This is a genomic window from Dactylosporangium vinaceum, assembly GCF_019904175.1.
Classification (GTDB): domain Bacteria; phylum Actinomycetota; class Actinomycetes; order Mycobacteriales; family Micromonosporaceae; genus Dactylosporangium; species Dactylosporangium vinaceum.
This window is the reverse complement of sequence record NZ_CP061913.1, coordinates 8086670-8099719: the sequence shown is the minus strand read 5'-3', so window position 1 is coordinate 8099719 and position 13050 is coordinate 8086670. Positions and strand designations below refer to the sequence as shown.

The following is a 13050-nucleotide window of genomic DNA, read 5'->3' as shown; positions in this document are numbered from 1 at the left end:
ACGTGACGATCACGGATGCGACGCCGGCCGGGTCGGCGCCGATGGTGAAGGGCGCGCCTATTCTGGGCAGCGCTCTGGCGATGGGGAAGGACCCCGCGGCCTTCCTCGTGAAGGCCTACCGTGACTACGGCCCGGTCTTCCGGATGAAGCTGCTCGGCCGGTCGTGCACGGTCATCGCCGGCGCGGACGCGGCCGAGTTCATGAACTCCCGCGAGGGGCGCGAGAGCCTGCGGTCGCGGGAGTTCTGGCAGGGCATGGTCGACGAATACGGCGCCACCCGCGCGATCACCGGCGAAGACGGCGAAAGCCACAAAGAGCTTCGAGAGCTGATGCGCCGGGGGTACTCCCGCGACGCCATCAAGGGCCGCGTGCCGCAGCTGCTCGAGATCACCGACCGGGTCATCGCGCGCGACTGGGCGGCCGGGACCAGGGTGCCGGTGGTGCAGGGGATGCAGTACCTCGTCACGGAGCAGCTCGGCGAACTGCTCACCGGCAGCGCACCGCGGGAGTATGTGTCCGACATCCGGCTGCTCACGCTGTACGTGCTCAACGTGCTGGTCACCAGGCAGCGTCCGCGGGTGCTGCTCAGGAACCCGAAGTACAGGCGAGCCAAGGCCCGGGTCTTCGCGCTTGGCGACTCGATGGCGGCCGAGCTCAAGGCCCGCCACGGCGAGAAGGCCGAGTCCGAGCGCAACCTCGTCGAGGATCTGATCGACGCCCACCTGAACCGGCCCGGCCTCGTGCCGGCCGAGGACCTGGTGATGACCCTGACCGGGCCGTACGTCGCCGGGCTGGACACGGTCGCCAACACCACCGCCGCCTTCGTCTACGCCGTCCTCAAGCACCCCGAGGTCCTCGCGCAGATCCGGGCCGAGGCCGACGCGCTCTTCGCCGGCGGCGGGCCCGTCACCGAGGACGACGTGCGCAAACTGCCCGCGACCCGCTACGCGCTGATGGAGACCATGCGCCTGTACCCGGTGGCGCCCATGCTGGTCCGCAACGCGGCCAAGGACTTCGAGTTCGCCGGGCACACGATCCGGGAGGGCGAGACGGTGTACATCGCCACGGCCGTCCCGCACTTCATGGAGGAGTACTTCCCCGAGCCGGCGAAGTTCGACATCACCCGCTACGAGAAGCCCCGCTCGGAGCACCTCCGGCCGGGCGCCTACTCACCGTACGGCCGCGGCCCCCACACCTGCCTGGGCAAGAGCTTCGCCGACGCGCAGATGGCCCTGTCCATGGCCCGGCTGCTCCACCGGCTCGACCTGGAGCTCGAGTCGCCCGACTACGTCCTGGCCACGAAGACCGCACCGTCCCCGGGCCCGGCCATGTCGTTCAAGGTGCGGGTACGGGCTCTGCGCAATTAGGGACTAGTTTCTTGGTCATGAGCGGTACGGAGCGCAGCGGAGTGGCCGGTCATCAGTGTTGCAGTTCGGAGCTCAGGTCGGCGCCGGAGCTTGCGGAGGTGCCGGCATGAGCGGTACGGAGCGCAGCGGGCTCGAGTTCTCCAGTGCCACCGGCCGGTGGGTGTTGACGGCCACGATTCTCGGGTCCGGGATCGCCTCCATCGACGCGACGGTCGTCGGTATCGCGCTGCCGGCGATCGGGCGCTCGTTCGACACCGGGCTGCAGGTGCTGCAGTGGGTCGTCACCGCGTACACGCTCACCCTCGCCGGGCTGCTGCTGCTCTCCGGGGCGCTCGGGGACCGCTACGGCCGGCGGCGCATGTTCACCATCGGCGTCGTCTGGTTCGCGGCGGCGTCGGTCGTCTGCGGCATCGCGCCGGACGGCTGGACGCTCGTCGCCGCCCGGGCCCTGCAGGGCGTCGGCGCGGCGCTGCTCACACCGGGCAGCCTGGCCATCCTGCAGGCGTCGTTCCGGGCCGAGGACCGCAGCAAGGCGATCGGCGCCTGGTCCGGGCTCGGCGGGGTGGCCACCGCGATCGGGCCGTTCCTCGGCGGGTGGCTCGTCGGCCTCGGCGAGTCGTCGTGGCGGCTCATTTTCGCCATCAACGTGCCGATCGCCGCGGCCGTCGTGTACCTCACCTGGCGCCACGTCCCCGAGTCGCGCGACGAGGAGGCCAGCGGCCGGGTCGACCTGCTCTCCGGCGCGCTTGTCACGGCCGGGCTCATCGGCGTCACCTACGGCCTCATCGAGGGCCAGGCCCAGGGCTGGGCGAGCCTGCCGGTGCTCGGTGCGCTCGTCGCCGGGGCCGCGCTCATCGCGCTGTTCCTGTGGCGCCAGACCCGCCTGGAGCACCCGATGCTGCCCCTGGAGTTGTTCGCCTCGGCCCAGTTCACCTCGACGAACGTGGTCACGTTCATCATCTACGGCGCGCTCGGCGGCGCGCTGTTCCTGCTGCCGATCCAGCTGCAGCAGGTCGCCGGATACACACCCCTGCAGGCCGGCGTCTCGCTGCTGCCGGTGACGGTCGTGATGCTGCTGCTGTCGGCCCGCTCGGGAGCGCTCGCCGCGCGGATCGGGCCGCGGCTGCAGATGAGCGTGGGGCCGGTGGTCGCCGGGATCGGGATGGCCCTGTACTCGCGCGTCGACGCCGGGGGCTCCTACCTGACCGAGGTGCTGCCGGCGGTACTGACGCTGGGTCTGGGGCTTTCGATAACGGTGGCGCCGCTGACCTCGACCGCGCTGTCGGCGGCCCCGGAGACCCACGCCGGGATGGCCTCGGCGGTCAACAACGACGTGGCCCGGGCGGCCGGGCTCATCGCCGTCGCGGTGCTGCCGGCCGCAGCGGGGATCACGAGCGCCGCGTATGCGGACCCCGCCCTGCTGTCGGCCGGCTTCCACCGGGCCGTGCTGATCTGTGCCCTGCTGTGCGTCGTGGCGGGCCTGCTGGCCGCGGTCACGATCCGCAACGTCAAGGCGGTCGACGTGCCCGACTTCTCGCACTGTGCGGTCTGCGAGCCGCCGGCCGCTACGCCGGCTGCAGTTCCGGCTGGAGCGTCCCGACCGGCTCGGGAGTCCTGAGCCGGCGCAGCGTCACGAGCGCGATCGGCACGCCGGCCGCGACCAGGGCGGCCGCGACGACGAGCGCGAACTGGTAGCCGGCCAGGAACTGGTGCAGCGGCGCACCCGCTGCCGCGTGCTGGCGGTTGGACAGGATCGCGCCCAGGATCGTGATGCCCAGCAGGCCGAAGACCTCGCGGGACACGTTGAGCATGCCCGACGCGATGCCGGCCCGGGCCTGCGGCAGCGCGCTCAGCACCACGTTGTTGAGCGGCACTAGCAGACCGCCGCCCAGTCCGAAGACCAGGAACCAGGGCAGGAGGTCGAGGTACCCCGAGCCCTCGCCGACGGTCGCCAGTCCACCGACACCGGCCGCCATGAGCGCCATCCCGGCCGCGACGACGGGCCCGGCGCCGAAGCGCGACTCCAGGCGCGGCGCGAGCGTCGCCATGACCGCCATGAGCAGCGCCATCGGGATGAACGCGGAGCCGGCCTCGGTCGGTGAGAAGCCGAGCACGTTCTGCAGGAAGATCGCGGTGAAGAAGTAGATCCCGAAGACGCCGAACGCCCACAGGCCCATCGTGGCCAGGCCGCCGCTGAACACCCGGAGCCGGAAGAAGTTCAGGTCCACCATCGGGTGCTCGGTGCGCAGCTCGATGACGACGAAGCCGATCGCGGCGAACGCGGCCAGGGCGAACGCCCCGAGGATCACACCGGAGGTCCAGCCGCGCGACTCGCCCTCGATGAGCGCGAAGGTCAGCGCGAACAGGGCCAGTGCGCTGGTGGCCAGGCCGGGGATGTCGAGGCTGCGGTTGGGGTGACGCTTGCCGGGCGGCAGTGACATCGCGGCGATGACGGCGGTGGCCAGGCCGATCGGGGCGTTGATCAGGAAGATCCAGCCCCAGGAGGCGTGCTGGCTGAGGTATCCGCCGGTCAGCGGCCCGATGGCCAGGGCCAGCGCGCCGACGCCGCCCCAGATGCCGATCGCCGCCCCGCGCTCCTTGGGGTCCGGGAACAGCTCGGTGAGCAGCGCGAGCGCGGTCGGGGTGAGCAGTGCCGCACCGACGCCCTGCAGCGCCCGCGACCCGATCAGCACCTCCTGGCTGCCGGCCAGACCCGCGGCGATCGAGGCGACGGTGAAGATGCCCAGGCCCGCGAAGAAGGTGGGCCGCATCCCGAAGACGTCGGCGACCCGGCCGCCGACGAGGAGCAGGCCGGCGAAGACCAGGATGTACGCGCTCGCGATCCACTCGAGGCCCGCGATGCTCAGGTGCAGGTCGCTCTGGATCGACGGCAGCGCCACGTTGACGACGTTGTTGTCCAGGTAGGTCATGAAGGTGCCCAGGGCCACGGCGACCAGGGCCAGCCAGCGATTTCTCATCGGATGATCTCCCCCTATACGGTGTACCTGTACGTCGTACATGTACGTTGTAGAGGAGAACCCATACGTTGTACAGTTGTCAAGTGCCGCCGAAAACCTCACTCACCCGCACCGCTGTGGCCGAGCGCGCCTTGCGCATCGGCGACAGCGAGGGCCTGGACGCGATCACCATCCGCCGGCTCGCGACCGAGCTCGGCGTCACCCCGATGGCGCTGTACTGGCACTTCAAGAACAAGGACGAGCTGCTCCTGGGCCTGATCGACCACGTGCTGGCCGACGTGCGGGCCGGTCGCGCGGCCTCCGATCCCTGGCCCGACCAGCTCCGCGCGATGGTCGCCGCGCTCGTGCGGGCCATGCGGGCCCACCCGTGCCTGCCCGACCTGCTCCACGCGGCCGACAAGAAGAGCGTCGAGAGCTTCACCCGGGCCACCGACGACGCCCTGGGCCTGCTCGAGCGGGCCGGGTTCGCCCTCGACGAGGCGTACTGGGTCGCGACCTACCTGCTGCACTCCGCGATCGGCCTCGTCCAGGGCCAGCCCGGCTGCCCGCCGCTGCAGCTGCCGCCGGACCAGATCCAGGAGTGGCTGCGGACCCAGCGGGTCCATCTGCAGAGCCTCTCGGCGGAGCGCTACCCGCAGATGGTCCGGCTGGCCGAGACCTACCACACGCTGCCCGACCTGGACCGGTACTACGCCTTCGGCATCGACCTGCTGATTGGCGCGGTGGAGAAAATGGCTGCGAGCCGCCCGGTAGCATCCTGAGCGTCCGGGTTTTTCGGGTTACGTAGCTCAGGAAGGTGCGCGGCACCATGCTCGACATCGAGTTGATTCGCAAGGACCGGGCCTCTGTCGAGGCCGGACTGTCCAAGAGGCTCGATCCGTCCGAGGTGTCCCGCGCGCTGAGTTCGATCGCCGAGCTGGACAAGCGCCGCCGCGAGCTGATCGGCGAGATCGACGCCGAGCGGGCCCGCCGCAAGGAGGAGGCCCGCGCGTTCGCCGCGGCCAAGGCGGCCGGCCAGGCCATCGAGACCACCCGCGACGCCAAGGCCGCGCTGCAGTCGCTCGAGGACCAGCTGGCGCAGGCGCAGCGGGACCTCGACACCGCGATGAGCGAGCTGCCCAACCTCCCCGCCGACGACGTCGTGGCCGGCGGCAAGGAGGCCAACGAGGTCGTCCGCGTCTTCGGCGAGGTGCCGAAGATCGAGAACCTGCGCGACCACGTGCAGCTCGCCACCGACCTCGGCCTTGTCGACTTCGAGCGCGGCACGAAGCTCGGCGGCTCCGGCTCGTGGATCTACACCGGCTGGGGCGCCCGCCTCGAGTGGGCCCTGATCAACTGGTTCATCGACAGGCACTTCCAGGCCGGCTACCAGTTCATGCTCCCGCCGCACCTGCTGCTGGACTCGGCCGGCTACGCCGCGGGCCAGTTCCCGAAGTTCTACGACGAGGTCTTCCACATCGCCGTCGGCGAGGGCGAGCGCGGCCGCTTCCTGCTCCCGACCTCGGAGACCGCGATCCTGGGCGCGTTCCAGAACGAAATCTTCGACACGGCCGACCTGCCCCATCGGGTGTACGCGTACACCCCCTGCTACCGCGACGAGCGCGCCGGCTCACACTCCGACGAGCGCGGGACGGTGCGCGGCAACCAGTTCAACAAGGTGGAGATCTTCCAGTTCACGACCCCGGAGGACGGCGAGAAGACCCTGGAGGAGATGGTCGACTATGCCGAGTCGATGGTCCTGGACCTGGGCCTGCACTTCCGCCGCTCCCTGCTGGCCGCCAAGGATGCCAGCGCCTCGATGCGCAAGACGCTCGACATCGAGGTCTGGATGCCGAGCATGGACAAGTACAAGGAGATCTCCTCGGTCTCCTGGGCCGGCGACTACCAGGCCCGCCGCGCCGGCATCCGCTACCGGGTCCCCGGCTCGAAGAACAACCGCTTCGTCCACACCCTGAACGGCTCCGCGCTGGCCACGAGCCGCCTGGTCCCCGCCATCCTGGAGCAGTTCCAGCAGCCCGACGGCTCGGTCCTGGTCCCGGAGGTGCTCCGCGACAAGGTCGGCACGGACCGCATCACGAAGCCGGCCAAGCGCAAGTAGTCGCCTACCGCACCAGCCTCCGCAGCGCCGCCCAGGCAACCGGGCGGTACATCACCACGACAGGCGCGGGCCCGGCCACCGACAGCCGGGTCCGCACCCCTGTGCCCCGGGCCTCGACCACGTGCTCCAGCCACAGCCTCATCGTGAGCACCCGCACCTCCCACGCCCACCGCCGCACCGGCCCGCCGGCGTCGACGGCGACGATCCGGAACGGCACCCGCACCCCGACCGGCCCGTGCACCACGCCCTCGGCCCCGGGCACGATGAGCTCCCCCTGGTAGGTCACCCCCCGGATCTGCGGCGCCCACTCGGCCCACCGCGACGGCCGCGCATACCGATCCCAGACCTCGTCCGCCCCGCAGGGTCCGTCCACCACCAGCGAACCGACCATGGCGTCGTCAGGACCGCGAGTCGAACAGCTCGGCGATCTGCAGCATGCGGGGGTCGGCGGTGAGGTGCTCCAGGGTCAGGGGGAGCGGGATGCGCCAGTTCGGGTACTCCGCCGACGTCCCCGGCAGGTTCGGCTGGCGGGGCTCGCCGAGGACGTCGTAGGGGGAGGCGAGCAGGATGCGGCACGGCGTGCGGGTCAGGAGCCGGTGCATGGCCACGACGAGTTCGGCGTCGGTGCTCGTGTCGGTGGCCAGGCCCTCCGCGACGAGCAGCTCCAGGAGGGCGGCGCGGTCGGCGGCGGCTGCGGCGATCTCCTCGTCGACCGGGCGGGTCAGGGCGCCGGCCTCGGCGCGGGCGTGGACGTGCTCGGCGGTGAGGAAGCCCAGGGCGGTCGGCAGGTCGTGGGTGGAGATGCTGGCCATGGCGTTCGCGGGCCATTGCGCCGGGGGGATGAAGCGGCCGGCGTCGTCGCGGGTGAACCACAGTACGGCCGAGCCCAGGATGTTGCGGTTCTGCAGTGTCTCGGTGACGATCGGCTCCACCGTGCCGAGGTCCTCGCCGACGACCACCGCACCGGCCTTGACGGCCTCCTCGATGAGGACGCCGAGCATGGCCTCCGGGTCGTAGTGGACGTAGGCGCCGCGCGTCGCGCCCTGGCCCGGCGGGATCCACCACAGGCGCCACAGGCCGGCCACGTGGTCGATGCGCAGGCCACCGGCGTGGGCGAAGATGCCGCGCAGCAGCTCCCGGTACGCCGCATAGCCCGTCGCGGCCAGCCGGTCCGGTGACCACGTGGCGAGGCCCCAGTCCTGGCCCTGCTGATTGAACGCGTCCGGCGGGGCACCCACCTTGGCACCCCGGGCGATGACGTCCTGCAGCGTCCAGGCGTCGGCGCCGCCCGGGTCGATGCCGACGGCGAGGTCGTGCACGATCCCGACGGCCATGCTCGCGGCAGCCGCGTTGGCCGCCTCGAGCTGCGCGGCGCAGCGCTGCTGGAGCCAGACGTGGAAGGCGACGCGCGCGGGTTCGGCGGCGGCGTAGGCGTCCGGGCCGGGGTGCCGCAGCGGCGGCGCCCACTCCCGCCAGTCGACGCCGTGCACCTCGGCGAGGGCGGTGTACACCGCGAAATCCCGCAGCGCGGGCGCCAGGTCGGCGGTATCGGCAATGGTGGTGGGCGCCAGGAGCGCGAGCGCCGCCCGCTTCGCGCGCCAGACGGCGTCGTAGTCGATGAGCTCGGCCACGGGCGGGCGCAGGGCGTCGACCTGCGCGCGCAGCGACGAGTCGGCCGCCCGGTATTCGGGCAGGTCGGCGATGCGCAGGTAGAGCGGGTTCACGAAGCGGCGCGACGAGGGGGAGTACGGCGAGGACGGCATCGGGTCGACCGGCGCCACGGCGTGCAGCGGGTTCACCAGGATCGCCCCGGCCCCGGTGAGCGCGGCCCACCGGGCGAACGCGGCCAGGTCCGCGAAGTCGCCCACGCCCCAGGACTCGGCGGAGCGCAGGCCGTACAGCTGTAGCATCCATCCCCACGTCCGCGGCACCTCCGGCAGCGAGACTCCGGCGGAGACCGGCGCGGGCGCCGCGGTGCGCGGCTCCAGCAGCGCCATCACCGACCGGACGACCTCCGGGTCGATGTCGACCCTCCGGTGGCCGGCGGTCTCGTACCAGGTGGCCACCCCACGGGCGGCGGCCGGGGCTTCCAGAGCGGAGCGCGACTCGTCAGACACGCGCCCAGTCTTACCCATATCGGGCGGTCATGAAGCGGCGGCGGCGATCACCCGATCGCGTAACACGAGACTGGGCACCGATTCGGCGCCGACCAGCTGTAACGCCTGGCGGACGCCGCGGCCGCAGCGGACGACCGTGTGGTGGTGCGGGCGGGAGGCGGCGAACCGGACGATGTGCCCGGCCCCGGCGGCGTCGACGAACGACAGCTCGCTCGCGTCGAGCATCACCACGGTCTCGGCGCCGGCGACGAGCTCGAGGATGGAGGGCAGCGACTCGGCGTTGGAGGCGTCCAGCTCGCCGGTGAGCCGCAGGTGCGCGCCCCAGCCGCCGAGCGTGAACGCGAGCAGCGGACCCGGGTGGACCGCCTTGATGCGGGCCAGCAGCTCCTTGCCGAAGCGCCGCCGGTCGTAGAGGCACAGGCCGGTGACGCGCGGGTCGCCGAAGAAGCGGTTCACCTGGTGCTCGTAGGCGAACAGGTCGGTCGGGGTCCACGCGGGGCGGTCGGTCCAGGTCATCTCGCCGGCCACCGAGATCGCCGGCCAGCCCGCCTGGAGCGTCTCCTCGGCGAGCCGGCTCAGCAACGCCAGCATGTCGGCCACCCCGAACAGCGCGCCACCGAAGGAACCGCTTTTACCGGTGCCGTAGCGGAGCAGCGAGCACTGGCCGGGGGCGGCACCTGTTACATCGGTGGCGAGCCGCCCGGCCAGCGCGGCCGAATCGGTGTCCAGGAAGATCACAACGCGGTGACCTGCGGTGACAGCGCGTTGCGCGAAGTCCGTCAGGATCTCGCGCACGTCGTCGTCGCTTGAGTAAGCGAGGTTGACGTGCTTGCCGAACAACGCCGCCCGAGGGTCCTGCACGGGGAACACATTACGACGTGAATGACGGTGTCGTGAATGCCGTGAGCGTGAATCCCGAACTTGCTCTACTCAACAAGTCGGCATTTCATTACTCACCGATACCCCTCGCATTGCCTAAGAGCAACTAGAGGCGCGGCGCGTCGTCGGCCTTGTCGTCAGCGAGCGCGGCCGGGCCGATGATCAGCGGGTCGGGCGTGCCGACGACGTCGCGGTCCTTGCCCTCGTAGTCGAACCGGCTCAGCACGTGCCGCATCGCCTCGAGGCGCGCGCGTTTCTTGTCGTTGCTCTTCACGACCGTCCACGGCGCGTCGGCGGTGTCGGTATAGAAGAACATCGCCTCTTTCGCCTCGGTGTAGTCGTCCCATTTATCCAGCGAGGCGAGGTCCATCGGCGACAGTTTCCACTGCCGCACCGGGTCCACCTGGCGGATCAGGAAGCGGGTGCGCTGCTCGTTGCGTGACACCGAGAACCAGAACTTGACCAGGCGAATCCCGGAGCGCACGAGCATGCGCTCCAGCTCGGGAGCCTGGCGCATGAACTCCAGGTATTCGGCGCGGCTCGCGAAGCCCATGACCCGCTCCACGCCGGCCCGGTTATACCAGGACCGGTCGAACAGGACCATCTCCCCGGCGGCCGGGAGGTGCCGGAGGTAGCGCTGGAAGTACCACTGCGTCGACTCGCGCTCGCTGGGCTTCTCCAGGGCCACCACCCGGGCGCCGCGCGGGTTGAGGTGCTCCATGAAGCGCTTGATGGTGCCGCCCTTGCCCGCCGCGTCGCGCCCCTCGAAGAGCAGGACCAGCCGGTCCCCGCGATCCTTGATCGTGTTCTGCAGCTTGAGCAGCTCGATCTGCAGCAGGCGCTTGCCGCGGTCGTACTGCTCGCGCGTCATCCGCTCGTCGTAGGGGTAGTCCTCCCGCCACGTGTCGACCGGCTGGCCGTCCTTGCGCAGCAGCACCGGGTCGTCATCGTCGTCGTCCTCGACCAGGTAGTCGTCGAGCGAGAGTTCCGTCATCCCTCGGTGGTACCCCAAACCCCGCCGGAGCACCACTGCCGGGGTCTGAACGGCCGGCAAATGAGCGTTTTCCAAGCTGGACGTGCTCAGAGCCGGTGCGGAGGCCTCACCGATCGATGAGGGCGAGGCTGCCGGCACAGCGCCTGGGTCGTGAGCGCCGCGGCGGGGAAGACGGCGGCGAGGATGGCCCAGCCCGCCGCGCCGTGCTCGAGGGTGGTGGTGACGAGGAGGGGCGCGAGCATGGCGCCGAGTGCCGCGCCGGTCTGGCTGACGCCCTGGTAGGCGCCGGCGTTGGCGGGGTCGGCCAGTTCGAAGGCGAGTGTCCAGCTGCCGGCCTCGGAGAGGATCTCCGCGAGGCTGTGCGCGATGGCTGCGAGAACCAGGAAGGCCACGGCGATCGCGGGTGAGCCGTAGGCGGCGATGGCGTACAGGGCGCAGGCGAGCGCCAGGAGCGCGCCGGCTTGCGTGATCGCGCGGCCGGAGGAGCGCAGGTCGGTCGTTCGGCGTGCCGCCCAGAGCTGCAGGACCGACACGATGACGGTGTTCGCGGCCAGCAGCACGGCCACGGTCACCGCCGGCGCCCGGGTATGGCCGGCGACCCAGAGTGGCATCCCGACCGTCAACAGTCCGAACTGCATGGACAGGAGCGCGTAGAGGGCGGTGATCGCCAGATAGGTGCGGTCCCGCAGCGGTGAGCGTCGCGTCGGCCGGCCGGATCGGGTCCGCCGTGCAGGGTCGGTCTCGACGTGGGCTGATTGGGGCGGCCGACGGGCCCGGACGAGCGTATAGGCGGAGACGAGCGTCAACGCCCCGGTGGCCAGCATCGCCACCCGGTACGCGGGCCTCGTGCCGACCGCGAGGGCGATCGCCGCCAGCGCGGTCCCCAGGGCGATGAAGACATTCATCACGACCCGCAGCCGGGCCCGCACGGCGAGTCTGTCCGCCGCGGTGAAGGACTCCGCGATCATCGTGGTGAGGGCGGTGCGCTGCATGGCCTGCCCGCAGACCGCGACGCTCGCGACGACGACGAACGCGGCCGGCGTCCGGGCCAGTAGGTAAGCAAGCAGCGCCACACCCTGTCCGGCGGTGGCCAGAACCAGCACCTGCCGCGCGCCGATCGCCCGGGCAAGGTAGCCGGCGCCCAGCGCCGCGGCGACCGCGAGGCATCCGGCGATGGTCAGCCCGAGCCCGACGGTCGCGGCGGGAAAGCCGGCCACGCGCGTGAAGTACAGCACGCTGACGCTGAAGAACACGCCCTTTGACAGTGAGGACGCGATCGTGGACCAGGTCAGCGCCCGGGCCGTCGGGTCGACCGGGTTCAGGTACAGGGCAAGCCACTCCGTCATGGCCGGCCGCTGGATCATCGCGGGAAACACGACTGCAGTTGTCGCACCGTCCGGTCCGTCGCCGCCAACGATGTAGCGTCCTGCTTCATGGTCCGCTACGAGCTGGTCGGTAGTGACCTGGCTGACGTCCGGTTCGCGATCTCGCCGCTCAACGAGGTGGTGCTGTCGCTGCGCGCGTGGCGAGACCCTGGTCGGTTCCCCTTGCATCTGCGTTGGGTGCGCTCTGTGCACGAGTCGCGAAGCGCGCTGGACCACGAGACGCTGCTGGCCCTGACCGATGCGAGACTGTGGACGCCTGACTTCCTCAACCCCCGGCCGGCCTCCCCGCTGACCCGCCTCGACGATGAGCTGGCGAGCCTGGCCACCATCGACCCGGCTCTGGTGGCCCGCGACCTGCGGGCCGTGCACGGTGCGGGGTCGCTGCCCCGAGCGTTGCGTGGTCCCGCCCCGCGGGTGCTGTCCAGGATCATCGATGCCCTGGCCGGCTACTGGCGGCGCTGCTTCGCGCCGCACTGGCCGCGTATGCGGGCTCTGCTCGAGGGCGACGTGACGTTTCGCGCGCGGCAGATCTCCAAGCACGGACTCGCGGCGATGTTCAACGGGCTCTCGCCTCAGGTCCGGCTCGTCGACGCGACCGTCGAGGTGCGGCTGCGATCCCGCCTGCGATACACGCGGGGCACCAACGGTGGGCTGACCCTCGTGCCGAGCCTCTGGACGATCAACGCATCGACGCCGATCTCCGAGGCCGAACCGCCGATGATCATCTACGCGGCGCGCGGCGTGGCAACGCTGTGGGAGCCGCAGCCGCTGGCCGCGCCGGGCGCGTTGGCGGCCCTGCTGGGCGCCGTACGGGCCGGTCTGCTCGTCACGTTGGAGACGCCGGCGTCATCCACCGAACTCGCGTCCCGCCTCGGCGTCACGCCGACGGCGATCAACCAGCACCTGCGTGCGCTGCGCGACGGTGGCCTGCTCGTCGGAGTGCGCGACGGCCGGTCCGTGCTCTACCGCCGCTCCCCGCTCGGTGACCACCTGGTAGCGCCCGACCCTGCCGCCTGGCCGGGCTGAAGGGCTCTATGATCACCGACGTCCGCGGCTCTCCCGAACGCTGCGGGCAGCGGGCGCCCCGGCTCGGCGAACGGACCGGCCGACCGGCGCGGAGCCGGCGGTGCGGTGCGGCCCGGCCAGCCACATGCTGGAAGTGGCGTTTCGTATGGTGGGACCGGGGGTCTGGCGGATTCCCGACGGAACGCCGTTTTCGTGTCCGCCGGGTC

The 13050-nt window shown here is 71.2% G+C and carries 11 protein-coding genes; 5 read left to right on the top strand and 6 right to left on the bottom strand.

What is annotated here, in order from left to right:
* Positions 1-2: 2 nt before the first annotated feature.
* Both Dvina_RS36365 and Dvina_RS36360 read left to right on the top strand, forming a co-directional pair.
* Positions 3-1367: a cytochrome P450 gene (locus Dvina_RS36365; protein ID WP_223093890.1), complete on the top strand. Its 1365-nt coding sequence runs from the start codon at positions 3-5 to the stop codon at positions 1365-1367.
* Between the two features lie 106 nt (positions 1368-1473).
* Positions 1474-2985: a DHA2 family efflux MFS transporter permease subunit gene (locus Dvina_RS36360; RefSeq protein WP_223093888.1), complete on the top strand. Its 1512-nt coding sequence runs from the start codon at positions 1474-1476 to the stop codon at positions 2983-2985.
* Here the strand turns inward: Dvina_RS36360 and Dvina_RS36355 are convergent.
* A complete protein-coding gene (locus Dvina_RS36355) occupies positions 2933-4345 on the bottom strand; it encodes a DHA2 family efflux MFS transporter permease subunit (protein ID WP_223093886.1) in 1413 nt (470 codons plus the stop codon). The genes Dvina_RS36360 and Dvina_RS36355 overlap by 53 nt on opposite strands.
* A gap of 83 nt (positions 4346-4428) precedes the next feature.
* On the opposite strand from Dvina_RS36355, the gene Dvina_RS36350 reads away from it, so the two are divergent.
* Both Dvina_RS36350 and serS read left to right on the top strand, forming a co-directional pair.
* Positions 4429-5106 carry a TetR/AcrR family transcriptional regulator gene (locus Dvina_RS36350; RefSeq protein WP_246655555.1) on the top strand — a complete coding sequence of 226 codons (678 nt, stop codon included), beginning with the start codon at positions 4429-4431 and terminating at the stop codon, positions 5104-5106.
* 47 nt (positions 5107-5153) lie between these two features.
* Positions 5154-6443, top strand: a complete 1290-nt coding sequence (serS, locus tag Dvina_RS36345) for a serine--tRNA ligase (protein ID WP_223093882.1) — start codon at positions 5154-5156, stop codon at positions 6441-6443.
* A gap of 4 nt (positions 6444-6447) precedes the next feature.
* On the opposite strand, the gene Dvina_RS36340 is transcribed toward serS, so the two are convergent.
* The 5 genes from Dvina_RS36340 to Dvina_RS36320 all read right to left on the bottom strand — a co-directional run bounded on the left by Dvina_RS36340 (position 6448) and on the right by Dvina_RS36320 (position 11779).
* A complete protein-coding gene (locus tag Dvina_RS36340; RefSeq protein WP_223093880.1) occupies positions 6448-6834 on the bottom strand; it encodes an SRPBCC family protein in 387 nt (128 codons plus the stop codon).
* A 7-nt stretch (positions 6835-6841) separates the two neighbouring features.
* Positions 6842-8560 (bottom strand): 4-alpha-glucanotransferase, encoded by a 1719-nt coding sequence (gene malQ, locus Dvina_RS36335; RefSeq protein WP_246655554.1) that lies wholly within the window; start codon positions 8558-8560, stop codon positions 6842-6844.
* Between the two features lie 27 nt (positions 8561-8587).
* On the bottom strand, positions 8588-9421 hold the full coding sequence (locus Dvina_RS36330; RefSeq protein WP_223093876.1) for an MEDS domain-containing protein: 834 nt from the start codon (positions 9419-9421) through the stop codon (positions 8588-8590).
* Positions 9422-9545: 124 nt separating this feature from the next.
* Positions 9546-10433, bottom strand: coding sequence for a polyphosphate kinase 2 (ppk2, locus tag Dvina_RS36325; protein ID WP_223093874.1), 888 nt, complete (start codon positions 10431-10433; stop codon positions 9546-9548).
* 86 nt (positions 10434-10519) lie between these two features.
* Positions 10520-11779 (bottom strand): MFS transporter, encoded by a 1260-nt coding sequence (locus Dvina_RS36320; RefSeq protein WP_246655553.1) that lies wholly within the window; start codon positions 11777-11779, stop codon positions 10520-10522.
* A gap of 87 nt (positions 11780-11866) precedes the next feature.
* On the opposite strand from Dvina_RS36320, the gene Dvina_RS36315 reads away from it, so the two are divergent.
* Positions 11867-12844, top strand: coding sequence for an ArsR/SmtB family transcription factor (locus tag Dvina_RS36315; RefSeq protein WP_223093872.1), 978 nt, complete (start codon positions 11867-11869; stop codon positions 12842-12844).
* Positions 12845-13050: the final 206 nt, after the last annotated feature.